The sequence below is a fragment of the Actinospineispora acaciae DSM 45401 genome (assembly GCF_000620785.1).
GTDB classification, from domain to species: Bacteria; Actinomycetota; Actinomycetes; order Mycobacteriales; family Pseudonocardiaceae; genus Pseudonocardia; species Pseudonocardia acaciae.
This window is the reverse complement of the sequence record NZ_JIAI01000007.1, coordinates 1-23,251: the sequence shown is the minus strand read 5'-3', so window position 1 is coordinate 23,251 and position 23,251 is coordinate 1. Positions and strand designations below refer to the sequence as shown.

At 72.6% G+C, this 23,251-nt stretch carries 21 protein-coding genes; 13 read left to right on the top strand and 8 right to left on the bottom strand.

The genetic code is table 11. The features are described 5' to 3' along the window. Positions 1-26: 26 nt before the first annotated feature. A complete protein-coding gene (murJ, locus tag N912_RS0128110) occupies positions 27-1,682 on the top strand; it encodes a murein biosynthesis integral membrane protein MurJ (RefSeq protein ID WP_084211285.1) in 1,656 nt (551 codons plus the stop codon). A 14-nt stretch (positions 1,683-1,696) separates the two neighbouring features. Here murJ and N912_RS0128105 read toward each other — a convergent pair whose 3' ends face one another. Together N912_RS0128105 and N912_RS0128100 are read right to left on the bottom strand one after the other, a co-directional pair. Beyond that, positions 1,697-2,746, bottom strand: a complete 1,050-nt coding sequence (locus N912_RS0128105) for an alpha/beta hydrolase (RefSeq protein WP_028925011.1) — start codon at positions 2,744-2,746, stop codon at positions 1,697-1,699. Positions 2,747-2,785: 39 nt separating this feature from the next. Beyond that, a complete protein-coding gene (locus tag N912_RS0128100) occupies positions 2,786-3,577 on the bottom strand; it encodes an alpha/beta fold hydrolase (RefSeq protein WP_028925010.1) in 792 nt (263 codons plus the stop codon). A 72-nt stretch (positions 3,578-3,649) separates the two neighbouring features. Between N912_RS0128100 and N912_RS0128095 the strand changes: the two genes are divergently transcribed. Next, a complete protein-coding gene (locus N912_RS0128095) occupies positions 3,650-4,540 on the top strand; it encodes a LysR family transcriptional regulator (RefSeq protein WP_028925009.1) in 891 nt (296 codons plus the stop codon). Here N912_RS0128095 and N912_RS0128090 read toward each other — a convergent pair whose 3' ends face one another. From N912_RS0128090 to N912_RS0128070, 5 genes are all read right to left on the bottom strand, one after another. After that, positions 4,541-5,434, bottom strand: a complete 894-nt coding sequence (locus tag N912_RS0128090; RefSeq protein WP_156994099.1) for a DUF6585 family protein — start codon at positions 5,432-5,434, stop codon at positions 4,541-4,543. Between the two features lie 53 nt (positions 5,435-5,487). After that, positions 5,488-7,338 (bottom strand): AMP-dependent synthetase/ligase, encoded by a 1,851-nt coding sequence (locus N912_RS55155; protein ID WP_064745406.1) that lies wholly within the window; start codon positions 7,336-7,338, stop codon positions 5,488-5,490. A gap of 106 nt (positions 7,339-7,444) precedes the next feature. Next, the gene (locus tag N912_RS55150; RefSeq protein WP_169747966.1) at positions 7,445-8,080 is read right to left on the bottom strand and encodes a TetR/AcrR family transcriptional regulator; all 636 of its coding nucleotides are present in this window, start codon (positions 8,078-8,080) and stop codon (positions 7,445-7,447) included. A gap of 10 nt (positions 8,081-8,090) precedes the next feature. Continuing rightward, on the bottom strand, positions 8,091-9,704 hold the full coding sequence (locus N912_RS0128075; protein ID WP_028925007.1) for a CocE/NonD family hydrolase: 1,614 nt from the start codon (positions 9,702-9,704) through the stop codon (positions 8,091-8,093). Positions 9,705-9,717: 13 nt separating this feature from the next. After that, on the bottom strand, positions 9,718-10,230 hold the full coding sequence (locus N912_RS0128070) for a cupin domain-containing protein (protein WP_028925006.1): 513 nt from the start codon (positions 10,228-10,230) through the stop codon (positions 9,718-9,720). Positions 10,231-10,326: 96 nt separating this feature from the next. Here N912_RS0128070 and N912_RS0128065 point away from each other — a divergent pair, with 96 nt between their 5' ends. The 11 genes from N912_RS0128065 (at position 10,327) to N912_RS0128015 (ending at position 22,577) form a co-directional block, all read left to right on the top strand. Further along, positions 10,327-10,746: a nitroreductase family deazaflavin-dependent oxidoreductase gene (locus tag N912_RS0128065; protein WP_028925005.1), complete on the top strand. Its 420-nt coding sequence runs from the start codon at positions 10,327-10,329 to the stop codon at positions 10,744-10,746. A gap of 11 nt (positions 10,747-10,757) precedes the next feature. Beyond that, positions 10,758-11,342, top strand: coding sequence for an isochorismatase family protein (locus N912_RS0128060; protein ID WP_028925004.1), 585 nt, complete (start codon positions 10,758-10,760; stop codon positions 11,340-11,342). Between the two features lie 284 nt (positions 11,343-11,626). Next, positions 11,627-12,514: a MoaF C-terminal domain-containing protein gene (locus N912_RS55145; RefSeq protein ID WP_084211284.1), complete on the top strand. Its 888-nt coding sequence runs from the start codon at positions 11,627-11,629 to the stop codon at positions 12,512-12,514. A gap of 109 nt (positions 12,515-12,623) precedes the next feature. Continuing rightward, positions 12,624-14,234, top strand: coding sequence for an ABC transporter substrate-binding protein (locus tag N912_RS0128050; protein WP_028925003.1), 1,611 nt, complete (start codon positions 12,624-12,626; stop codon positions 14,232-14,234). A 26-nt stretch (positions 14,235-14,260) separates the two neighbouring features. After that, positions 14,261-15,241, top strand: coding sequence for an alpha/beta hydrolase (locus N912_RS0128045; RefSeq protein ID WP_028925002.1), 981 nt, complete (start codon positions 14,261-14,263; stop codon positions 15,239-15,241). A gap of 87 nt (positions 15,242-15,328) precedes the next feature. Next, positions 15,329-16,126, top strand: a complete 798-nt coding sequence (locus tag N912_RS55140) for an SDR family NAD(P)-dependent oxidoreductase (protein WP_084211282.1) — start codon at positions 15,329-15,331, stop codon at positions 16,124-16,126. Then, positions 16,123-18,219 (top strand): acetate--CoA ligase family protein, encoded by a 2,097-nt coding sequence (locus tag N912_RS0128035; protein WP_028925001.1) that lies wholly within the window; start codon positions 16,123-16,125, stop codon positions 18,217-18,219. The genes N912_RS55140 and N912_RS0128035 overlap by 4 nt, the downstream gene beginning before the upstream one ends. A 138-nt stretch (positions 18,220-18,357) precedes the next feature. Beyond that, positions 18,358-19,296 (top strand): alpha/beta fold hydrolase, encoded by a 939-nt coding sequence (locus N912_RS55135; RefSeq protein ID WP_169747965.1) that lies wholly within the window; start codon positions 18,358-18,360, stop codon positions 19,294-19,296. A 3-nt stretch (positions 19,297-19,299) separates the two neighbouring features. Beyond that, positions 19,300-20,076, top strand: coding sequence for an enoyl-CoA hydratase/isomerase family protein (locus N912_RS0128025; protein ID WP_028925000.1), 777 nt, complete (start codon positions 19,300-19,302; stop codon positions 20,074-20,076). Between the two features lie 16 nt (positions 20,077-20,092). After that, a complete protein-coding gene (locus N912_RS55130; RefSeq protein WP_084211280.1) occupies positions 20,093-21,154 on the top strand; it encodes an LLM class F420-dependent oxidoreductase in 1,062 nt (353 codons plus the stop codon). A 10-nt stretch (positions 21,155-21,164) separates the two neighbouring features. Beyond that, positions 21,165-22,577 carry an aldehyde dehydrogenase family protein gene (locus N912_RS0128015; protein ID WP_028924999.1) on the top strand — a complete coding sequence of 471 codons (1,413 nt, stop codon included), beginning with the start codon at positions 21,165-21,167 and terminating at the stop codon, positions 22,575-22,577. 102 nt (positions 22,578-22,679) lie between these two features. Here N912_RS0128015 and N912_RS0128010 read toward each other — a convergent pair. Beyond that, positions 22,680-23,251, bottom strand: a 572-nt coding sequence (locus N912_RS0128010; protein WP_028924998.1) for a GntR family transcriptional regulator, incomplete at its 5' end; no start/stop codon positions are given.

The following is a 23,251-nucleotide window of genomic DNA, read 5'->3' as shown; positions in this document are numbered from 1 at the left end:
GTCGGCGGCGCCGATACTGTGCGGCAGTGGCAGTGGAGGAAGACCGCTCGAACGAGGCACCCGTCGGCAGTAACCGCGAAGACACCGGCGGCACCGCCAGGGGTTCGATCACGGTAGCGGCGTGGACGCTGGTCAGCCGGGTGTCCGGGCTGCTGCGGGTGGTGGTCATCGGGGCGGTGCTCGGCCCGACGTTCTTCGCGAACACGTTCCTGTCCGCGAACACCGTGCCGAACCTGATCTACACCGCGATGGCCGGCCCGGTGCTGGCCCTGGTGCTGGTGCCCGCGCTGGCCCGCTCGCTGGCCGAGCGCGGCGTGGCCGGCTCCCGGGAGATGATCCACCGGGTGAGCGGCTACCTGCTGCTCTGCGCGTCGATCCTGGCCGCCGCGATCATCCTGGTCTCGCCGCTGGTGGCGCTCGCGCTGACCGCCGGCATCCCCGACGAGGACACCCGCTGGCGGGCGTGGCGGCTGACGGTGCTGGTCATGCTGTTCGTGGCGCCACAGGTGCTGGGCTACACGCTCGCCTCGATCGGGGCCGCCGTCCAACAGACCAGGCGCCGCTTCGCGCTGGCCTCCGCCGCGCCCGCGGTGGAGAACTTCGGCATGATCGCCACGATGGCCGTGGTGGCCGTGTGGTTCCGGCCCGGCGCGGAGATCCCGGACGTCACGCTCGGCATGGTGTGCGTGCTCGGCGCGGGTTCCACGCTGTCCGTGCTGGCCCACGCCGGCACCCAGCTCTGGGGGGCGTACCGGGTGGGCCTGCCGATCCGGGTGCGCGGCGGCTGGTCCTCCGACCCGGACGCCCGGGCGGTCGCCCAGCGGCTGCGGGCCTCGGTGGCGGTGGCGGCGTTCCCGGTGGCGTCGATGTTCGCCATGCTGGCGGTGGCGGCGACCGTGCCCGGCGGCGTGTTCGTGTTCCAGACCGCCTGGTCGATGTACTCGGTGATCTCCGCGCTGGGCTCCAAGTCGGTCACGGTGGCGTCGCTGCCCGGGATGAGCGCGGCGGCCAGGGACGGCGACCGGGGGCCGCTGGGCGCGGCGTGGCGCCAGGCGTTGACCTACACGGTGCTGTCCAGCCTGCCCGCGGTGTGCCTGCTGATCGCGTTCGCGCACCCGGTGGCGTCCGTGCTGTCCAACGGCGAGCTGCGGGACCCGATGATCGTGAGCTGGCTGGCCGGCTGCCTGGCGGTGATGGCCATCTCGCAGTTCGCCAACGCCGGCTACGAGGTGGCCCGCCAGACGCTGTTCGCCCAGCTCAACACGGCAGGCCCGCGCCAGGCCGGCACCGCGATGATGGTGCTGCGCATCCTGGTCGGGCTGTGCACGCTGGCGGTGCCCGCCGACGGCTACCGCCTGGTCGCGCTGTGCGTCGCGGTCCTGCTCGGCGACCTGATGGCCGCGGTGATCTGCCTGTACCTGGTGCGCGCCTCGATCCGCCCGGAACGGATGGTGGACTGGCGGATGATGGCGGTCATCGGCGTGTCCACCGTCGCGATGCTGCCCGCCGCCGTGTTCGGCTCCTGGCTGACCCGCGAGCTGGCCCATACCCAGGTGAGCAGGGTGCTGCTCGGCCTGGGCATGGGCCTGGTCGCGGCGGCCTGCTTCGGGCTGGTGTTCGTCCTGCTCACCAAGCAGTTCCACGCCCTGCTCGGGAAGCTTCGCGCCCGGCTGCCCGGCTGAGCCCGGGATACGCCCTAGCCCGCCGCCGCCGGGTAGAAGGCGTTGATCTCGGCGACCACCTGGTCGGGGTGCTGGTCGAGCATCCAGTGGCCGGCGCCGGGGACGTCCGCCCCGGTCGCGGCCGGCGCCGCGGCGCGAACGGCGGGCAGCATGACCGAGGCGAAGCCGTCCTGGGCGAGCAGCCGGACCGGGATGGTGAGCGGGGTGTCCTGCAGCCGGGCGTTCTCCGCCTCGTCCTGTGCCCACGCGCGGTACAGCTCGAAACCGGCGTGCAGCACCTGCGGGCGTGCGTAGACCCGGGTGTACTCGGCGAGCGCGCGCTCCGAGACCGGCAACGGCTCGGCCTCGGACGCCCCGCCCCTGGTGGAGATCCGGCTGTGCTGGAAGAAGTAGCGCAGGAACGCCCCCTCCCGCCCGGTCACCAGCTGTTCGTCCAGCGGCTCCTGGAGGTTGAAGGAGAAGTGCCAGGACAGCGGGCGCACCGCGTCGAACGCCAGCGCCTTGCCGACCAGCGGGAAGTCCATCAGCAGCAGCCCGGCCACCTGCTCGCGGTGCTGGGCGGCGAGCGCGTACGCCACGCCGACGCCGAAGTCGTGCGCCGCGATCCGCACGCCGTGGGGCCTGCCGATGGCGCCCAGCAGGGCGTGGACGTAGCCGGCCATCGTGGTCTTGGTGTATGCGGGAGGCTCGCCGGTGCTGTCGCCCATGCCGGGCAGGTCCACCGCGATGACGGTGCGCCCGGCCAGCAGCCTCGGCATCACCGCGCGGTACTCGTACCAGCTCTCCGGCCAGCCGTGCAGCAGCACCAGGGTGCTCGGCCCGGTGCCGCCGATGACGTAGTGCATCTGCACCCCGTCGACGGTGCTGAAGCAGTGCCGGAAGTCCAGGTTGAACTCCGGGTCGTCGCGGGTCGCCGCGTCGAACCCCGGGCTGCGCGCCGGTTCGGGGGCGGCGCAGGCCGGGGCGCTGGACGCGGGTGCGGCGGGCCGGTCGGCCGGGCCCGCGCACCCGGTTATCAGGACGGCCGCGAGCAGGCCGATAACGATCCGACAGTACGAGAACATACGTACAGTCTGCGGCAGCGTCCGGGGTTCGGCAAGCGCTCAGGCCGGTTCGTGGAGGAACGACACCACGGCGTCCAGGAACTCCGCCGGCCGTTCGACGTTCGACAGGTGCACGGCGGGCAGCACGGCGAACCGCGCGCCGGGCACCGCCGAGGCGATCTCCTTGCCGTGCTCGGCGGAGGTGACGGTGTCCTGCTCGCCCGCGATGACCAGCGTCGGGTTGCTGATCAGCGGGATGGTGCGGCGCAGGTCGGCGTCGCGCACGGCGGCCAGGCTGCCGGCGATGCCCTCGCGCCGGGTGGCGAGCAGCGTGCGCCGGAACGGCTCGATGATCGGATCGTTCGCCTCCACCAACTCGGCCGGGAACCAGTTGCGCAGGAACCCGTCGGTGGTGGCCAGCATGTCGGGGTCGGCCAGCACGTCGGTGAGCGCCCGGTGGTAGTTCTCGGGCGGGCCGAGGTGCGCGGCGGTGTGCGCGAGCACCAGCCGGTCCACCCGTTCGGGCGTGTGGACGCCCATCCACTGGGCGACGAACCCGCCGAGCGACAGGCCCAGCACGTGCACCCGGTCCAGGCCCAGCGCGTCCAGCAGCTCCACCGCGTCGCGCGCCAGCCTGTCCAGTGAGTACGGGCCGTCCGGGACGTCGGAGCCGCCGTGCCCGCGCGCGTCGTAGCGCAGCAGCCGGAAGTGCTCGGTGAGCGCCGGCACCTGGCCGTCCCACATCGTGTGGTCGGTGGCGATGGAGTTGGAGAGCAGCAGCACCGGCTTGTCCGGGGCGCCGTCGAAGCGGTAGGCGATGCGGATGCCGTCGACGGTGGTGATGGTGTCCATGCCGCCATCCTGTGGACCGCGGGAACGGATTGCATTACAAAGTTCGGACGAAGCTTGTAGTTTGAAATGACAATGTCGGACTTCACGCTGCACGAGCTGCAGTGCTTCGACGCGGTGGTGACCGGCGGTGGCTTCCAGGCCGCCGCCGAGCGGCTGCACCGCTCGCACCCCTCGGTGTTCGCGGCGGTGTCCAAGCTGGAGCACCGGCTGGGCGTGGTGCTGCTGGACCGTTCGGGCTACCGCGTGCGCCTCACCGAGGACGGGCGGGCGTTCCACCGCAAGGTCAGGTTCCTGCTCGGCGAGGCCGACGAGCTGAACCTGTACGCCAGGCAGCTGGCGATGGGGGAGGAGGCCGAGCTGCGGGTGGTGCTCGGGGACCTGTGCCCGCTGCCGCCGATGCTGGAGCTGCTCAGCGAGTTCTTCGCGCGCTGCCCCCGGACCCGGCTGCACCTGCGGCTGGAGGCGGTGACCGGCCCCTGGGAGCGGCTGCTGGAGGACGAGGCCGACCTCATCGTGCACCGGGTGCCCAAGAGCGACGTGCGCATGGAGTGGATCGACCTGGGCAGCGTCGCGATGGTGCCGGTGGCGGCGCCGGGGTTCCTGCCGTTCGAGCCGACCGGCGACATCACGCCCCGCCAGCTGCGGGCCTTCACCCAGTGCGTGATCCGCGACTCGGCGCGGCACCCGTCCGAGCAGGGGCACTTCCTGGTCGACGGCGCGCCCCAGTGCTCCGTGCCGGACCATCTGGTGAAGAAGGAGCTGGTCCTGCGCGGCATGGCCTGGGGACACCTGCCCCGGTTCCTGATCGAGGACGAGCTGCGGGACGGGCGCCTGCTGTCCATCGCCGGCCGACACTTTCCCGGCATGACCGAGGAGCTGGCGGCGGCCCGCCGGCGCGACAGGCCACACGGCCCGGTCGCCGGCCGGTTGTGGGACTTCCTGGCCGCGAACGGCCCGCTGTGATCATCTGGTCAGGGCGGACCTCAGGGCTTCGAGGACGAAGACGTTGGGGATCTCCACCGCGGGCGTGAAGGACCACTCGGACCACTTCGGGCCGCGCCTGATCCGGACCGGGCCCCAGGTGGCGTCCAGGTCCTGGATCGAGCGCCATGGCGCCGTGCCGTACGGGCCGGTGAGGCCCACGGCGTCCGCGACGAGATCGCCGAACCGCAGCCGCCCGCCCGCCCGCACGGTGGCCAGCGCGCCGGGCAGCCACTCGGCGGTCACCGCCCGTTCGAGGGTCGCGGCCAGCATCCAGGCCTGGATCGCGGGCATGTCGCGGTGGGTGAACGTGGCCTGCGCACCGTCCGGGCGCGAGACCGTGTACCTCCACGCGGACGGCCAGCGGGCGATGTTGCGCCGCACGCTGACCTCCGCGAACGAGAAGCCGGTGGCCACCCGGCGGCGGCGAACGACGAACCCCCGCTGGTAGCACCAGACCCGCCGGCGCGAGGCGAAGACGGCGACGGCGATCACGCAGCACAGGGCGGGAAACGTCAGCCGCCCCAGCGCCGCGAGCACGGGCCTGCCGGCCGCATAGTCCGCCACGGCCGACCAGGCGAGCACGAACACCAGGGGGCCGACGACGACCCCGTAGAGGAGCCGGTGCAGCCAGGTCAGCCCGCTCCAGCCGACGGTCACCCGGTGCGCCCCCAACCGGGCGCCCGCCTCGGCCACCTCGACAGGGACCGTGGCCTTCGCGGTCAGGGCGGCCAGCCGCCAGCGCTCGGCCTCCCACGGATCGGCCCGCCGCAGCGCGCCCGCCAGACGCCGCATCGCCCGGACGTCACCGCCGGCCGCCGCCGTGCGCCAGCCGGAAAGTCGCGCCTCGTCCAGCACGGCCATCGGTCCCCCCACCGAAACTGCCCCGAGCCACCATCATGGCCCAGCGGCAACGCGATGTCGGAGCCCTATTCGTCGGTCCAGGCGTCGGCGGTGAGCGGGTCGTAGAGCGCCTCGATGTCGTCGCGGTAGCGCTTGGCGATCACCGTGCGCTTGAGCTTCATGGTCGGCGTCAGCTCGCCCGTCTCGCTGCTCCACTCGCGTTGCAGCAGCGCCCAGTTCTTGACCTGCTCGACCCGGGAGAGCACGGCGTTGCCGGCGCCCACCGACCGGGCCACCTCCAGCCGCACCCGCCCGTTGGAGGTCGCCTCGGCGAGGTTCTCCACCTGGATGCCGCGCGCCGCGCACCACTGCGGCCAGCCGCTGTCCAGGGTGACCAGCGCGACCAGGCACGGCTTGTCGTCGCCGTGCACGTAGACCGACCCGATCAGGTCCGAGGCGGACGAGAGCGCCAGCTCCACGTTCGCGGGGGAGATCGTCTTGCCGGATGCGGTGTTGATCAGCTCCTTCTTGCGGCCGGTGATCCGCAGGTACCCCTCGTCATCCAGGACGCCGATGTCGCCGGTGTGCAGCCAGCCCGACGGGTCGATGGCCTCCTGAGTGGCGTCCGGCCGGTGCAGGTAGCCCGGGGTGATGTTGGGGCCCCTGGCGATCACCTCGCCATCGGGGGCGATCTTCAGCTCGATGCCCTTCAGCGCCTTCCCGACGCTGCCCAGCCTCGGCGCGTCCAGCGGGCTGGCCGCGAGCATCGCGCAGGTCTCGGTCATGCCGTAGACCTCGATGATGGTGATCCCCACCCCGGCGAAGAAGGCCTTGACCTCCACCGGCAGCGACGCCGCCCCGCTGACCGCGAGCACCACCTGGTCCATGCCGAGGGTGGCGCGCAGCTTGCGGTAGACCAGCCGGTTCATGAACCCGTGCCGGATCCGGGTGCGCCAGTCGCGGAACCCGCCGGTCAGGCGCAGCGCCCCGACCTCCCGCGCGACGGAGATCGCCCGGTTGATCAGCAGCCGCTTGATCGGGTTCTTCGAGGTGGACGCCCGCTCCCGGATCGCGCCGTAGACCCGCTCCCACACCCTCGGCACGCCCAGGAACAGCTTCGGCCGGATCTGGGGGAGCAGGTGGGGCAGCTTCGAGGTCTCCCGGACGTAGGTGACGGTGATCGTCCGGGCCAGGGCCTGGTAGTGCGAGAACAGCCGCTCCGCCACGTGCGCCAGCGGCAGGTAGGACACGGTCGTCCAGCCGGCCGGCACCGGGCCGCCGAGGAACTCGACGAGCTGCCTGTTCACCTCCTCCATGACCCACAGCGCCGCGGTGTGGGTGATGATCGTGCCCTTGGGCGCCCCGGTGGTGCCGGAGGTGTAGACGATGGTCAGCGGCTCGTCCGGGTCGACCTGGCGGCGGGCGCGGTCCAGCTCGCCACGGCGGTGCTCCAGCCCGGTCTTGGCCAGGTCCATCAGGTGCTCGAAGCGGTGCACCCACGGCGGCTGGTCGTCCTCCGCGTCCGGCTCCAGGTCGAGCACCAGCACGTGCCTGAGCTTGGGCAGCTGGTCCTGGATGGCCAGCCACAGCGGCAGCTGGACGACATCGGTGATCACCACCGTGGCCGCCGAGTCGCCCGCGACATAGGCGAGCTGGTCCGCGGCCAGCGTGTTGTAGTAGCTGGACGGAATGGCGCCCGCCATCACCGCGCCGATGTCGGCGAGCACGTGCTCCACCCGGTTCGGCAGGTGCAGGCCGACCACGTCGCCCTTGCCCACCCCCAGGTCGAGCAGCATCAGCGCGATGGCGCGGGCCCGGTCCCGGTACTGCGCCCAGGTGAGCTGGTCGTCCCCGTCCCAGGTGGCTACCAGGTCGGGGTACTCCTCCGCGTTGTGGTCGACCAGGTCCAGCACGGTCTTTCGGGTATGCCGATTCACTACCGGTGACCTCCTCGTCCGGGCAGACGATCAGCAGCTCGCAGGGGAGTATTCGACACTCACCCGTTCGTGGCAACCGTATCGGCCAAGTTACGCAATGTGGTTCTCAGGGCGCCTTTGGGTGGTCCGTGATCGCGGCGGAGAACTCTTCCCTGGTGAAGGTGAGGGGGAGGGGGCGTTGGTCCGGTTGGGCGCGCAGGCCGTCCAGGAGCAGCGTCGCGATGCGGCGGGCGGCCACCTCCCAGGCCTGGGGTGGGAGCTGCGGCTGGGCCAGCATGGCGCCGGCGACCATGATGTCGGGGGCGCCCACGTCGGCGCGGACGGTGCCGTTGGCGATGCCGCGCTGGATGACGGACTGCAGCGCGGTGCTGATCTCGAAGCTGTGCGGGTTGATCCGCCCGGTCACGGCGGGGCCGCCCAGCAGCGGCAGGACCAGGCGGTGGCGGTGTTCGAGCACGCTGGCGAAGAACCCGCCGAGCGCGTCCAGGGGCTCGGCGCTGCTGCGCGCCGCCGACCGGGCCAGCTCGGCGACGAGCTCGTAGGACCTGTCGACCACCGCGGCGATCAGCTCGTCGCGGTCGGCGAAGTTGCGGTACAGGGTGGCGACCCCGACGCCGGCCTCGGCGGCGATCTTGTCCAGGGGCACGGCGTAGCCGTCGCGCAGCACCACACGGGCGGCGGCGTCGAGCAGCGCCGCCCGGTTCGCCCGCGCGTCGGAGCGCCGGCGGCGGCCGGTTCTCACCCGTGCGTCCTCAACGCCGGGGGCGTTCGTGGAGGCGGAGGGCGGACGGGTGGACATCGTCGTGATGATAGGTGTCGGTGCCGACCTTCCGGCCGTAGAAGTGGGTCATCGGGGCGTCGGCGACCAGCGAGTCGTTGTTGCTGATCTCCAGCCGGATGCGGTCTCCCGTCGCGGCCAGGAACGACATCGGGAGCAGCTCGATGCGCAGCCGGTACACGGTGCCCGGCTCGATGGGCTCGGCGCGCTGGTGGGCGTGGAACGGGCGCAGCTCCGAGGTCAGCTCGGGGTCCTCGGCGCGGTGCGAGGCGCGCAGCCAGCCCCGGCTGACCGTGATCGGCGCCCGGGCGTCGCCGGGGACGAGCGTGAGCTTGACGATGACGTCCATGTCGGTCTGGTCGGAGGAGGCGTAGAGGTCGAGCATGCCGTGCCCGGTGAACTCCCGGTCGCGGTCCATCGGTGTGGTGGTGAAGGTGGTGACCCTGGCGACGTGGTCGGGACGGCCGGTCTGGTCGAAGACGGTCACCCCGGCGCGCCAGTGTGGGTCCGGGTAGGACCAGGACGTCGAGTCGGGCGCGGGCGGCGGCGCGGCCTCGGTGAGCGAGCCGTCGTTGAGCGAGGTCACGGCGTCGGCGCGGGTGCCGGAGAGGTGGAAGGTGGTCGGCTCGGCGTCGGCGGGTGGCCAGGCGTCCGCCTCGCGGTACACGCCCTCGCCGTTGACGTGGAAGCGCACGTCCGGGCCGTCCATGACGGCGTTGTCGACGTCCTTGAGGTGGTGGTCGTACCAGGGCAGCAGCTCGGCGCGGTGGAAGTCCTCGTCGAAGAAGTACGCCTGGGCGGCCGCGAACGAGTCCGGGTGCGTGACCAGCAGCTTCTTGGGGCCGGTGACGCGCTCGTAGCCGTAGAAGTTGCCGCGCAGGTGCAGCGGCCCCTTGCCCCACACCCCGATGGAGAACACCGGGATGTCCACCCGGTCCAGCTCCCAGAACGGCGAGCGGCGGCGCTGCCACTCGTCGTCGAACGGGTGGGTCAGCGCGTCGTAGACGAACTCGTGCTTGTTGCACTCGCGGTAGTCGATGCCGCCCAGTTGGTGCTGGTAGAGCACGGAGCCGAACAGCCAGGCGTTCAGGAAGCCCTGGATGGGGATGCCGCCGTGGTACATCCAGTCGCGGTAGGCGTCGGTGGCGCCGTCGTAGGCGACGATCGTGCGCAGGTGCGGCGGGCGGGTGCGGGCGGCGTTCCACTGGCTCCAGCAGTAGTACGACATGCCGATCATCCCGACCGCGCCGGTGCTCCACGGCTGGGCCGCGACATGCTCGATCATGTCGTGGATGGCCTCGCCCTCGGCCCGCGACACCGGGTCCCAGCGGCCCTCGGAGCGGCCGGTGCCCGGCACGTCCATGGCCACGTAGGCGTAGCCGTTGTCCAGGTAGAGCTGCATCGGCCCGTACTCGACGAACGGGAACGTCGACACCCCGGGCAGGTGGCGCAGCGCCTTCTGGTAGGGCGACGCGGCCAGCAGCACGGGGTGGTGACCGGCCCCCGGCAGGTACACGTCGGCCCTGACCAGGTCACCGGCCCGGGTGCGGACCTCGATCTCGAACGGCGTGACGTTGACGTCGACCATGGTTGGCGTCCCCTCAGGCCGGCGGCAGGATCTCCGTGCGGTACCGGGGGGCGTTCTCCAGGATGAGCTTGACCTGCGCCTCCAGGTCGGCTCCCGCCGGCCGGGGCGCCTGTGAGGTGCGGGTGGGGACGGGGACGCCGACGGTGGCGAAGAACTCCTCCTGGCCGGCGGGGGTGCACATGCACAGCATCCGCACGGTGGAGTCGGTGGCGTTGCGGAAGAAGTGCGGGGCGTTGGCGGGGATGTTGACGGTCTGCCCGGCGTGCACGGTGCGCGACCGGCCGCGGAAGGTGAACTCGACCTCGCCCTCGAGCAGGGTGAACATCTCCTCGAAGTCGTGGCGGTGCGGGCCGGGGCCGCCGCCGGGCGGGATGAGCATGTCGATCAGGCAGTACCGGCCGGCGGTGTTCTCGCCGTTGACCAGCACCGTGTAGGTGTCGCCGGCCAGGCCGATGTGCGGCAGTTCCGGGTCGTCGGGCGAGACCACCGTCAGCTCGCGGGTCGGGTCGTCGGGCGGGATCGGCATGGCTCCTCCTAGCTGTCAACGTCGGAGACTAGCATCCGTTTAGCCCCTGCTATTGGCCTTGACGGTGGTGTGAATCGGAGGAAATAATCCGGATCCGTGAGCGATGGGCGAGACAGGAACCAGAGGATCATCGAGGAGTTCCGCGCGAACGAAGGGCGGGTGGGCGGCCCGTTCGAGGGCGCGCCGCTGTTGCTGCTGCACCACACCGGCCGGCGCAGCGGCGTCGAGCGGGTGAACCCGATGATGTACCAGGCGGTGGGGGATGCCTACGCGGTGTTCGCGTCCAAGGCGGGCGCCGACGTCGACCCGGACTGGTACCTCAACCTGAAGGCGAACCCCGACGCGGTCGTCGAGGTCGGCACCCGGACCGTGCCGGTTCGCGCCAGGGTGCTCGACGCGGCCGAGCGCGAACCCATCTGGCGCACCCAGAAGAGCCGCTACCCCGGCTTCCAGGCCTACGAGGACCGCACCGACCGGGTCATCCCGGTGGTCCTCCTCGAAGCCCGCGACGCCTGAAGGGAACAACCGTGTCCATCACCCACTTCACCGCCGCCGACGCCGCGGTCCTGCTCATCGACCACCAGGTGGGGACCATGAGCTGGGTGCGCTCCACCGACCTGGAGGGCCTGACCACGCGCGCGCTCACGCTGGCCCGCGCCGCGGCGGCCCTGAAGATGCCGCTGGTGCTCACCTCCTCCGAGGAGGAGAACGTGCAGGGTCCGCTGCTGGCCGAGCTCGCCGAGATCGCGCCGGCCGCGTTCGCCGCGCGGGTGCGCCGCCGGGGGGTCGTCAACGCCATGGACGACCCCGCGTTCGCGGCCGCCGTGCGCGCCACCGACCGCCGCAACCTGATCATCGCCGGCGTGACCAACGACGTCTGCACGGTCTTCCCGACGCTGACCGCGCTGGAGCAGGGCTACCAGGTGCAGGTCGTCGCCGATGCCGGCGGCTCGCTCACCGCCGACGCCGACGCGATCGCGGTCCGCCGGATGGAACGCGCCGGCGCCGACATCGTGGGCACCAGCCAGGTGCTCGCCCAGCTCGCCGGCAACTGGACCAGCCCGGCCGGCCAGCTCGTCATGCCGCTGACCGCCAGCCTCATCCCGACGTAGATCCCGGGGCGCCGCACACAGCGTCGCGCCGCCGCACACAGGTCAGGACATGTGTGCGGCGGCCACCCGGCGTGTGCGGCGCGTCGGCGTTGTGCGCTCTCGGCACAGGGGTGCGCGCGCTCGGACAAGCCGCGCGCGTCCGGCGCCGCCGATACTGACCCGCACTATATGTGACCCGCCTCACCGGCCACGACGGAGCACGCCCCGGCTTCGTGTGCGGGGTGGCCGGAGCCGTCGTGCGCCGCCCGGGTGCGGTCGGCGTTCCTCGGCGCGGAGGTGGCGGCATGACTGACGATCTCTCGGGCACCTCGTCCCGGCTGATGCTCGACGGGTTGGCCCCCGGTTTCGACTACAACAAGGCGGAGCCGTCCGCCGCGTTGGTCGGCCGCACCGTCGTGCTGGTGGACGACAGGGGCACCCGGATCATCCACAACTTCGACACCCGCACGGTGCGCTGGACGTACCTGCCGGGGGTGGGCGACGAGATCCCGGAGTCCTCGGGGGAGGACCCCTACGAGGCGTTCGGCGTGGCCGAGGGGCTGGTCTACGCCCAGTTCCACCACGTGCACCTGCCGTTCGAGGCGGTCAGCCTGGTGCTCGACTTCGTCAGCGGGCGGGCGCTGTCGGTGATCAACGTGGTCCGCGAGCCCGAGCCGGGGCGGACCAGGGTGCGGCAGGTGTTCGTCTCGTCCAGCATCGAGGGCATCGAGACGACGGTGCTGGCGCCGGCGCTGTCCACCGCGCTGGTGGGGCGGCGGGTGCTGTGGGAGTACAGCCCGGAGCAGGCGTACGAGCACGTCCACCTGAGCCCGAACCGGTTCAGCTGGCAGTGCCTGGCCGGACCGGAGGAGGGGCTGGCCGACACCGACGAGTGCACCTCGTACGAGCTGCGCCCGGGGATCTTCGTGTTCGCCTGGCGGGAGAAGGTCATCCCGTGCGCCTCGGTGACCGTCGCCGACCACCGCGACATCCACAGCCTGCGCGCGCACGGCGTGCTGTTCGGGCTGGACAGGTCCGGCACCGAACCGATCCACTTCACCTTCGGCACGGTCGGCAAGCTGCTCAGCAACACCGTGTACCCCACCGAGTTCGACCCGTCGCGGCAGTCCCGCTCCGGCGGCCGGTTCGGGTCCGACGAGTCGGATCCCGGGCGCCGGGTGTTCTTCGGCTGACCCTCGGAAGTTGACTCACTGAAACATCACATCTAAAGTCCAGCGCGTTCTGTTCGATCCTGACCCCGACGATCGAATGAGGCGGACGATGGCGGTCCACCGCGCTCGTGTGACCGCGGCCCTCGGCCTGATCGCGGTGCTCGCCCTGCTGGGCGCCTGCGGCGGGAAGGCGGCCCGCGCGGACCGGCCGACCATCCGGTACGGGATCGCCACCCAGGGCTTCACCTCGATGGATCCGCTCAAGGCGCTGCAGCCGCTGGACCGGATGCTGTCGATGATGCTGTTCGACGGCCTGGTGCGGTACCGGACCGGCGACACCACGGCGCCGTTCGAGCCCGGGATCGCCGAGCAGGTCCCGCAGCCGATGATGCGCGACGGCCGGCAGGTCTGGATGATCTCGCTGCGCGCCGGCGTGATGTGCCCGGCCGGGCGCAAGACGCCGGCCTACGAGCTGACCTCCGAGGACGTGGTCTACTCGCTGCAGCGCGCCGGCGACCCGGCCCGCTCGACGTTCGCCACCGCGTACACCAACTACGGCGCCGTCACCGCCGCCGGCCCTCGCACCGTCGAGGTGACCATGAAGCACCCGGTCTCCCCGGCGGTGTTCCTGGCCAGCATCGCCAACACCGAGGGCGGACTGGTCGTCTGCAGGAAGGCGGTGGAGGCCGAGGGTGACCGGGAGTTCGGGCAGCACCCGGTGGGCACCGGGCCGTTCACGTTCAAGTCCCACACCCCCGGCCAGCAGGTCGAGGTGGTGGCCAACGACGCCTACTACCGGGGCAGGCCGCGCGCGGCCGGTTGGACGATCCGGTTCATCAACGACGACACCGCCCGCCAGGCCGCGCTGTTCAGCGGCGACCTCGACCTCGCCGACCCGCCGGACACCGGCGACCGGGGCCTGGAGGCGATCGACCAGCGCGCGGAGCTCAAGACGGTCACCGCGCCGCTGTTCGGCACCTGGTACGCGATGTTCAACACCACCGTCAAGCCGCTGGACGACGTGCGGGTGCGCCGCGCGCTGGCCTACGCGATCGACCGCGCGGACTTCGTCGCCTCGGCCGGCGCCCGTACCGCGAAGCCGACGCTGAGCGCCTGGGGCGACCGGCTGCCCGGCGGGGTGCCCGACGAGCACACCGAGCGCGCCGGCCTGGCGTACCAGCCCGACCTGGACAGGGCGCGCCGGATGCTGGCCGAGGCCGGGTACGCGAACGGCTTCGACGTCACCATCACCGGGCCGGGGGTGCGCTACTACGAGATCCTCCAGGCGCAGCTCGCGAAGGTCGGCGTCCGGGTGCACGTCAAGACGGTGGACACGCCCACCTGGCAGAAGGCCATGCTCTCCGGGCGCGAACCCATCATCGTCACGCTGATCGCCTACCGGCCGACGCCGCAGATCCCGTACGCCACGTTCTTCTACGGACCCTCCGCGGTGCTCGGCGGCTCCCGACCGGCCCAGAACTACAACGGCTACACCGGCGCGGACCCGCTGATCCAACAGGCCGACCAGGAGGCGGACCCGGTGCGCCAGCAGGCCCTGTGGGAACAGATCAACGACAGGGTCCTCTCCGACGCCGTCGTGAAGCCGCTGATGGTGGCCTACCGCTCCTACGGCGCGGTGTGCGGGTTCACCTGGGGCGGCGTCGAACCGCCGGTGGCGATCCCGGCCAACTGGCAGGCCGGCTACGACGCGACCGTCGACCCCAACGCCACCCGCTGCTGACCGACACCTGAAGGAGCCCGCGCCCGATGCCCGTGAAGCCCGTTCCGTTCGACCCCGACCTGATGCCGGCGTACACCCGGCTGGTGCCCGGCGGCGGCACCCCGCTCGGGCCGGACAGCCTGCCCGCCGCCCGCGCCGGCAACACCGCGCCGGTGTCGATGGACGAGGTCATCGGGAACCGGCCGGTGGCGTTCGAGGACCGCGTCGTCCCCGGCCCGGCGGGCGCGCCGGACCTGACGCTGGCGATCCTGCGCCCGAAGGGCGGGGTGACGACGCCGGCGGCGGTCTACAACATCCACGGCGGCGGGATGTGCATGGGCAACAGGTTCTGGTCCATCGACAGCTTCGTCGACCTGGTCGCCCGGTACGGGATAGTGGCCGCCGCCGTGGAGTACCGGCTGGCACCCGAGCACCCGCACCCCGCCCCGCTGGAGGACTGCTACGCCGGCCTGTCCTGGGTGGCCGCGCACGCCGGCGAGCTGGGCGTCGAACCTGGCCGGATCGTGGTGATGGGCCGCAGCGCGGGCGGCGGGCTGGCCGCCGGGGTGTCGCTGCTGGCCAGGGACCGGGGCGGCCCCGCCATCGCCGGCCAGGGGCTGTACTGCCCGATGATCGACGACCGCAACGAGTCGGTGTCCAGCCACCAGTACGACACCGTCGGCTGGTGGAACCGCAACAGCAACCACTGGGGCTGGCGGTTCCTGCTCGGCGAGGAGGCCGGCGGCCCGCACGTGTCCCCGTACGCCGCGCCGGCCCGCGCCACCGACCTGTCCGGACTGCCGCCGGCCTACATCGACGCCGGCGCCTGCGAGGTGTTCCGGGACGAGGCCGTCGACTACGCCACCCGCATCTGGGCCACCGGCGGCCAGGCCGAGCTGCACATCTGGGGCGGGGCGTTCCACGGCTTCACCGAGCAGGCCCCGGACGTCACGGTCAGCCGCGCGTCCAAGGCGGCCCGCGACTCCTGGCTGGAGCGCATCCTCGCCCTGACTCCGGTGCCCGCCTGACGAGGCCCTGCCGGGTTTCTGGTGCCGCGTTGTTGACCGTTGATGTATTACCGGTTACGTTCTAGATTTTGAAAGGGGTAAGTCTAGGTGGTTGAGCGCGGCGGAGTGGTGGTCACGGGCGCCGGTGGGGGGATCGGCGCCGAGGTGGCCCGGTGCCTCGCCGGCGCGGGGTACGGGGTCGTCGCCAACGACCACGGGGTCGGCATCGACGGGGCGAGCGCGGACGGTGCGGTGGTGCGCGGCGTGGTCGCCGCGATCCGGGCGCGGGGTGGCCGGGCCGTCGGGCATCAGCGCGATGTGGCGTCCTTCGAGGCCACCCGGGACCTGGTGCAGCTCGCGGTGGACGTGTACGGGTGGCTGGAGGCGGTGGTGGCCTGCCACGGCGTCCGCCGCGAGCGGATGATCTTCGACATGACCGAGGACGAGTGGGACTCGGTCATCGCCGTGCACCTGACCGGCGCGTTCAACTGCGTGCGGTTCGCCGCCGAGCACATGCGCGAGCAGCGCGGCGGCAGCATCGTGCTGGTCGGCTCGGCGCCCGGGTGGGCGGGCGGCTCGGCGCAGGCCGGCGTCCTCGGGCTGGCCGCGAGCGCGGCGACGGCCATGGGGCGCTACGACGTCAACGTCAACACCGTCAACACCGTCACGCCGGCCGGGCCGGAGTCGTCCGAGCTGGTCGCCGCGCTGGTCCGGGCGCTGATCGATCCGGACAACCGGCACGTCACCGGGCAGGCGTTCACCGCCGACGGCCGCCGGTTGGCCAGGTGGGCGCCGCCGGAGGAGCGGGAGAGCGTGCGGCTGGACGGCGAGCTCGCCCACTCCGACGTCACGGTGGCCGTCCGTGACCGCCTCGGGCTGGCGGTCCCCACCGCGGGGCAGCGATGACGACCGGCCTGGACCGCCTGCTGAACCCGTCCGGCATCGCCGTGGTCGGCGCCTCCGACGACCCCGCGCGCATCGGCGGGCGCCCGCTGCGGCTGCTCGCCGACCGGGGATATGCCGGCCGGGTGTACCCGGTCAACCCGAAGTACGTGACGGCGCAGGGCCTGACCTGCTACCCGGACATCGACGCGCTCCCACCGGGCATCGACCTGTACGTCATCTGCCTGCCGGCGCAGGCGTCGGTCCGGGCCGTCGAGCAGGCCGGGGCGCGGGGCGCCGGGGCGGCGGTGGTGTTCAGCGGCGGCTTCGCCGAGGCCGGCGCCGAGGGGCGCGAGCTGCAGCGGCGGCTCGCGGCGGCCGCCGATGCGCACGGCGTCGCGCTGATGGGGCCGAACTGCCTGGGGTTCGCCTCGCTCGCGCACGGCGCGGTCGGCACGTTCTCCACGGCGATGCAGACGCTGCCCGAGCTGCCCGCCGGCGACGTGGCGCTGGTGGCGCAGAGCGGCGGCATGGCGTTCAACCTGCTCGCCGAGGCCACCTGGGCCGGCGCCCGGTTCTCCCACGTGATCACCAGCGGCAACGAGGCGGTGCTCACGTTCGCCGACTACCTCGCCTACCTGGCCGCCGACGAGCACACCCGCGCGGTGATCGGCTACCTGGAGGGGGCCGGGGACGGGGCGGCGCTGGCGCGTTCGCTCGAACTGCTCCGACAAGCCGGCAAGCCGACGTTCCTGATCAAGACGGGCACCTCGGAGCGCGGCGTCGCGTCGGTGGCCTCGCACACCGCGCAGCTCTCCGGTGACGACGACGCGTTCGAGGCGCTGTTCCGCCGCTACGGCGTGACCCGGCTGGCGACGGTGGACGACGCCGTCGACGTGGCGCGGGCGCTGGGGGTGCGGACGCCGGCGGACGGGCTGTCGGTGGCCACCAACTCCGGCGGCACCGGCGTCTACGTGGTCGACACCGCCGACCGGTACGGCATCCCGCTGGCCGACCCGACCGAGGCCACCAGGGAGCGGCTGGCCGGCGCGCTGCCCGGCTTCGCGGGGACCGACAACCCGATCGACATGACCGCGCAGGTCATCAACGACAACACGCTGCTGCCCAAGACGCTCGACGCGCTGGACGCGGACGCGGCCACCGACCTGGTCCTGGTCGTCCTGGGCAGCATGGAGTACCTGGCCGACGAGCTGATCGACACGCTGGCCACCGCCCAGGAGCGGATCACCACGCCGCTGCTGCTGTCCTGGTACGGGGTGGCCGAGTCGGTGCGGCTGCGCGCGGCGGCGGCCGGGCTGCGGGTGTGCGCGGACCCGGCGCGGGCGCTGCGCGGGGTGGGCCTGGTCCGTCGGGGGCTGGCCGCGGTGCGGTCCGCGCGCGGCGGCGTCCCTTCGCCGGACTCACCGACGATCACCCTGCCCGCGCTGGAGCCGAGGACGCTGCCCGGGGGAAGGCGCGCGCTCGACGAGTGGCAGGCGATGGGGCTGCTGGACGGGCTCGGCGTGGCCCTTCCCGCGCGCCGCCTGGCCCACTCCGAAATCGAGGCCGCCGAAGCCGCGCGCGAGATCGGGTTCCCGGTGGTGCTCAAGCTGCTGGACCCGATGCTCGCGCACCGCGCCCGGGTCGGCGCCGTGCTCACCGCCCTCGCCGACGAGGCCGCCGTCCGCGAGGCCTTCGCCGCCCTGCGCCGCGACCACGGTGCCCGCCGCGTCCTGCTCGCCCGCCAGGTCGAGCCCGGCCCCGAGCTGATCGCCGGTGTGCTCGCCGACCCGGTGTTCGGCACCAGGGCGGTCGTCGGCTCCGGCGGCGTCTGGGCCGAGGATGTCGACGACGTCCGCACGCTGGTCCCGCCCTACGACGCCGGATCCGTCGCCGACGCGCTGGCCGACCTGCGCCTGTCCACCCTCTACCGCCGAGCCGCCGACCCCACGGCGCTCGCCGCACAGGTCGCCGCCCTACTGACCGGGATGAGCGCGCTGGTCACCGCGAGCGCCGGGCGGATCACCGAGATCGAGTGCAACCCGGTGGTCGTCACCGGCGAAGCGGCCACCGTGCTCGACGCGCTCGCGTTCAGCCGTGACACCGAGGACGGCTGACCCATGAACCCTTTCACCGCGCGCCGGACCGCGCCACACGCGATGATGCCCTCGGCCGTCGTACGACGAGCTGTCGGTACTACGAATGATGAGGACGTCATGGGCGACGGGATGGGTCCGAAACTGGGTCGTCGGAGCATGATCGCGGGACTGGGCGGGGGAGTGGGCCTGGCCGCGCTCGGCTCGCTGACCGCGTGCGCGTCCGCCGCGGAGGCACCGCCGCCCCCGCCGTCCGGGCGGGAGACCGTCTACCCGGCGCAGACCACCTGGGACCCGCTCCCGGAGATGACCGGCGCCAAGGGCCAGGTGCAGATCCCGGACGTGAAGCTGGCCTGCTGGGACACCGGCGGCTCCGGGGAGCCCGTCGTCTTCCTGCACCCGCACACCGGCAACGGCGGCGTGTGGGGCTACCAGCAGGGCCCGTTCACCCAGGCCGGCTACCGGGTGATCAGCTTCTCCTGCCGGGGCTACCACCAGTCCGAGGCCGGCCCGACCGACCGCCCCGGAACCCTGGTCGACGACGTGGTGGCGCTGCTCGGCGCGCTCGGCGTGACCGGGAAGTTCCACCTGGTCGGGCTGGCCAAGGGCGGGTTCGCCGGGTTCGACGCCGCGCTGTCGCTGCCCGACCGGCTGCTGAGCTGCACGGTCGGCTCCACCCTTGCCGGGATCGTGGACCCGGAGTTCAAGAAGGTCAGCGCGGCGATCCTGCCCCCGCAGTGGGAGGAGCTGCCCGAGCACTTCAAGGAGCTCGGCCCGTCCTACCGGGCGGCCGCGCCGGACGCGATGAAGCACTGGATCGAGCACGCCGAGCGCCCCGTCGTCACCGTCGAACAGGCCCCGAAGAACAAGCTGACCTGGCAGGCGCTGGAGTCGGTCAAGATCCCGACCCTGCTGCTGACCGGCGAGGCCGACCTCTACATGCCGCCGAGCCGGATGCGGCAGGTCGCCGGCCACGTGCGCGACGCCCAGGTGGCCATCATCGCCGAGTCCGGCCACGCCCCGCACTGGGAGCAGTACAGGTCCTTCAACAACGCGGTGCTGTCGTTCATCGGCCGCCACCGCGCCGCCAAGGGCTGAGGCATGGGCGAGGTGGTCGAACTGTGCGTCGCCGACCGGGTGGCGACCGTGACGCTCGACCGCCCCGACGTGCTCAACGCGGTCAGCACCCCGGTGTACGAGCGGTTGCTCGCGATCTTCGGGCGGATCGAGGCGTCCGAGGAGATCCGGTGCGTGGTGCTGCGGGGGCGGGGGCGGGCGTTCTGCGTCGGGGCGGACCGGACCGAGCGCGCCACCATGACCGACGACGCCCTGCGGTACCGGCGGCGGCTGGTGCCCAGGGTGGTCGCGGCGATGTACCACTGCACCCGGCCGGTGCTCGCGCAGGTGCACGGCTACGCGCTGGGCGGCGGCCTGGAGCTGGCGCTGAGCTGCGACGTCGTGGTGGCCGCCGAGGACACCGTGATGGGGCTGGTGGAGACCACGCTGGGCACCATGCCGGCCGGCGGCGGCACCCAGCTGCTGCCCCGGCTGGTCGGGGCCGGGCGGGCCAAGGCGCTGATCTTCACCGGCCGCCGGTTCACCGGGGCGCAGGCCCGGGAGTGGGGCGCGGTGACCGAGGCGGTGCCGCCGGCCGAGCTGGAGCCGACGGTGGCCACCCTCGCCGGGGAGATCGCCGCCGCCGCCCCGCTGGCCGTCGCGCAGGCCAAGAAGGCGATCAACATGTCGGCCCGGCTGGAGCTGGAGCGCGGCGTCGAGATGGAGGCCGCGCTGTACGAGCGGCTGCTGTCCAGCGCGGACCGGCTGGAAGGTCTCGCCGCCGCGCGGGAACGGCGGCCGCCTCGCTTTCGGGGTTCATAACTCAACGGAGGGCAAGATGATCGACAGCTTGGGGTGTTCGATCACAGGGCTGGGGGATCCGGAGCATCCGGGGGAGATCGCCGGGGCGGTGCGGGCGGTCGAGGAGGCCGGGTACTCCTCGGCGTGGTCGTGGGAGGCGTTCGGCCACGACTGCTTCACCCCGCTGTCGTGGTGGGGGTCGCGGTCGCGGCGGATGCGGCTGGGCACGAACATCGCGCAGATGGCCGCCCGGCCGCCCACCTCGATGGCGATGGCCGCGATGAGCCTGGACCGGCTGTCCGAGGGGCGGGTGGTGATCGGCCTGGGCGTGTCCGGCCCGCAGGTCGTGGAGGGCTGGTACGGCATGCCCTTCGAACGCCCGCTGGGCTGGACCCGCGAGTACGTGTCGATCATGCGCGCCACCATCGCCGGCGAGCGGGTCGCGCACGCCGGCAGGACGTACCAACTGCCGGTTGACGGCGGAACCGGCCTGGGCCGCCCCCTCCGGTCGTCCCTGCGCGACGGACGCAAGGACATCCCGATCTTCCTCGGCGCGGAGGGGCCGAAGAACATCTCGCTGGCCGCCGAGATCGCCGACGGCTGGCTGCCGACCAACTTCTCCCCGGCCAGGGACGAGTGGTACCGGGAACGGCTGGAGCTGGGCTTCGCGGCCCGCCCCGGCGGCAGGCCCGAGAACTTCGAGGTCATCCCCTCGGCGTCGGTGGTGGTCGGCCCCGACGTGGAGACCGCCGCCGACCGGGTCCGCCCGTTCATCGCGTTCCAGGTCGGCGCGAACGGCGCGGCCAGCGCGAACTTCCACCTCAACGCGGTGGCCAGGATGGGCTTCGCGGACGCCTGCCAGGAGATCCGGGCCAAGTTCCTGGAGCGCGACCGCGAGGGCATGGCCGCCGCCGTCCCCACCGAGCTGGTCGAGGCGATCGCCCTGGTCGGGCCGCCGGAGAAGATCCGCAACGACCTGGAGACGAAGTGGCACCGCTGTGTGGCCACCGGCCTGATCGCCCGCGCCCGGCTGGAGGACCTGCTCCGCCTGGCCGAAGTCTTCCGCACGACGACACGACCGCAGGAACAGCCGGCATGAGGTGGTACGGATGGTGACCAGGTACGGGCACTGGATCGACGGTGCGGACGTGGCGTCGCTGGGCGGTGAGTGGCTGGCATCGACGCGGCCGGGCACCGACGAGGTGGTGTGCGAGGTCGCGCTGGGCACCGGGTCCGACGTGGACCGGGCGGCCTGGGCCGCGGCGGCCGCCGGCGCGGGCTGGGCGGCCCTCAAGCCGATCCGGCGCGGGCGGGTGCTGATGGGCATCGCCGCCGGCATCAGGCGGCACCGCGAGCGGTTGGTCGAGCTGGAGGCCGCCGAGACCGGCAAGCCGGCGGCGCGGGCGGACGTGGAGATCCGGGGCGCCGCCGCGTTCTTCGAGTACTACGGCGGCCTGGTGAACCTGCCGGCGGGGGAGATCGTCGACCTCGGCGCCGGCTACCACGGCTACACCCGCCACGAGCCCTACGGCGTGATCGGCGTGATCACCCCGTGGAACGTGCCGCTCAACCAGGCGGCCAGGGCGGCGGCGCCCGCGCTCGCGGCCGGCAACACGGTGGTGTGCAAGCCGTCCGAGCACACCTCGGCGACCACGCTGGAGCTGGGCCGGATCGCGGCCGAGGCGGGCCTGCCGGACGGGGCGTTCAACGTCGTGACCGGCCTCGGCGACGTGGTGGGCAGGGCGATCGCCGAGCACCCGACCGTCCGCAAGGTCGCGTTCACCGGCTCGGTGCGCGCCGGCCGGGAGGTCGGCAGGGTGGCCGCCGAGAAGATCATGCCGGTCACCCTGGAGCTGGGCGGCAAGTCGCCGAACATCGTGTTCGCCGACGCCGACCTCGACGCCGCCGTCGGCGCCGCGACCAGCGCGTTCGTCGGCAACGCCGGCCAGGTCTGCTCCAACGGCACCCGCCTGCTGCTGCAGCGGACCGTGCACGACAGGTTCGTGGACAGGCTGTTGGACAAGGTGCGCGAGGTGGTCCCCGGCAAGGCCTACGGCCCGCAGACCACGAAGGACCAGTTCGAGAAGGTGCTGGCCTACTTCGACGTGGCCATCCAGGACGGCGCGACCCTGGCCACCGGCGGGCGGGCCACCGGCGAGGGCTGGCTGGTCGAACCGACCGTCTACCTCGGCGTCACCAACGACATGCGGATCGCCCGCGAGGAGATCTTCGGCCCGGTCCTGGTGGTCACCGCGTTCGACGACGAGGCCGACGCCGTCGCCAAGGCCAACGACTCCGACTACGGCCTCGCCGCCGGCCTCTGGACCGCCGACCTGGCCCGCGCCCACCGCGTCGCCGCCGCCCTCCAGGCCGGCCAGGTCTACGTCAACGAATGGTCCGCCGGCCTGGTCGAGGCGCCCTTCGGCGGTTACAAGAACAGCGGCCACGGCCGCGAGAAGGGCATCGAGGCCCTCCGCCACTACACGCAGACCAAGTTCGTCTCCGTACGCATCGCCGAATGAACCCCCGCGAGTCGGGGTTAGAGAGGGAGCGCAGCGACCGACCTCCCGCGAGCGAGCCTGCGAGCGAGTTGATGTCACTGTCAGGGCGAGTCGCGGTTTTTGTCAGCCGCGGCGGGGCGTCCGGGCCGCGCGCCGGCGGCGGCTGGACTCGGGGCTCTCGGTCACCGCCGGGTCCTCCACCGAGGCCAGCAGCTCCTGGATCCGGACGGTCGAGTGCTGCAGGTGCGCCTGCATGGCGGTGTAGGCGGCCTCCGGGTCGCCGGCGGCGATGGCATCGGCGATGGCCCGGTGCTGGGTGGCGGACTCGGCCAGCCGCCCGGCCTGGCTCAGGTCGCGGAACTCCAGGAGCCTGACCCGGCCGGCGAGCACGCCGAGTGCGTCGCGCAGTCCGTCGCTGGCGGCCATCGCGAGCAGTGCCTCGCGTCGTTGTTCGAGGAGGCGGACGTAGCTGGGGACGTCGTCGTGGTTCGCGGCCTGCTCGAGGTCGGTGAGCGACTCGTGGAACGCGACGCGCTGTTCCTCTGACCCGCGCTCGGCCGCCCAGGAGGCCATCAGCGGTTCCAGCGCCGTCTTGATCTGGTAGACGTCGGTGATCTCCTGAACGCTGATCTCGCGCACGAACACCCCCACCCTCGGGGTGATCTTGACCAGACCCTCCACACTGAGCTGCTGCA

What these genes read in the sequence shown, in the direction of transcription:
- N912_RS0128105 (WP_028925011.1), bottom strand. Translation starts at nt 2,746, where the DNA reads ATGTTCTCGTACTGTCGGATCGTTATCGGCCTGCTCGCGGCCGTCCTG.
- N912_RS0128100 (WP_028925010.1), bottom strand. Translation starts at nt 3,577, where the DNA reads ATGGACACCATCACCACCGTCGACGGCATCCGCATCGCCTACCGCTTC.
- N912_RS0128095 (WP_028925009.1), top strand. Translation starts at nt 3,650, where the DNA reads ATGTCGGACTTCACGCTGCACGAGCTGCAGTGCTTCGACGCGGTGGTG.
- N912_RS0128075 (WP_028925007.1), bottom strand. Translation starts at nt 9,704, where the DNA reads ATGGTCGACGTCAACGTCACGCCGTTCGAGATCGAGGTCCGCACCCGG.
- N912_RS0128070 (WP_028925006.1), bottom strand. Translation starts at nt 10,230, where the DNA reads ATGCCGATCCCGCCCGACGACCCGACCCGCGAGCTGACGGTGGTCTCG.
- N912_RS55145 (WP_084211284.1), top strand. Translation starts at nt 11,627, where the DNA reads ATGACTGACGATCTCTCGGGCACCTCGTCCCGGCTGATGCTCGACGGG.
- N912_RS0128045 (WP_028925002.1), top strand. Translation starts at nt 14,261, where the DNA reads ATGCCCGTGAAGCCCGTTCCGTTCGACCCCGACCTGATGCCGGCGTAC.
- N912_RS0128035 (WP_028925001.1), top strand. Translation starts at nt 16,123, where the DNA reads ATGACGACCGGCCTGGACCGCCTGCTGAACCCGTCCGGCATCGCCGTG.
- N912_RS55135 (WP_169747965.1), top strand. Translation starts at nt 18,358, where the DNA reads ATGATCGCGGGACTGGGCGGGGGAGTGGGCCTGGCCGCGCTCGGCTCG.
- N912_RS0128025 (WP_028925000.1), top strand. Translation starts at nt 19,300, where the DNA reads ATGGGCGAGGTGGTCGAACTGTGCGTCGCCGACCGGGTGGCGACCGTG.
- N912_RS55130 (WP_084211280.1), top strand. Translation starts at nt 20,093, where the DNA reads ATGATCGACAGCTTGGGGTGTTCGATCACAGGGCTGGGGGATCCGGAG.
- N912_RS0128015 (WP_028924999.1), top strand. Translation starts at nt 21,165, where the DNA reads ATGGTGACCAGGTACGGGCACTGGATCGACGGTGCGGACGTGGCGTCG.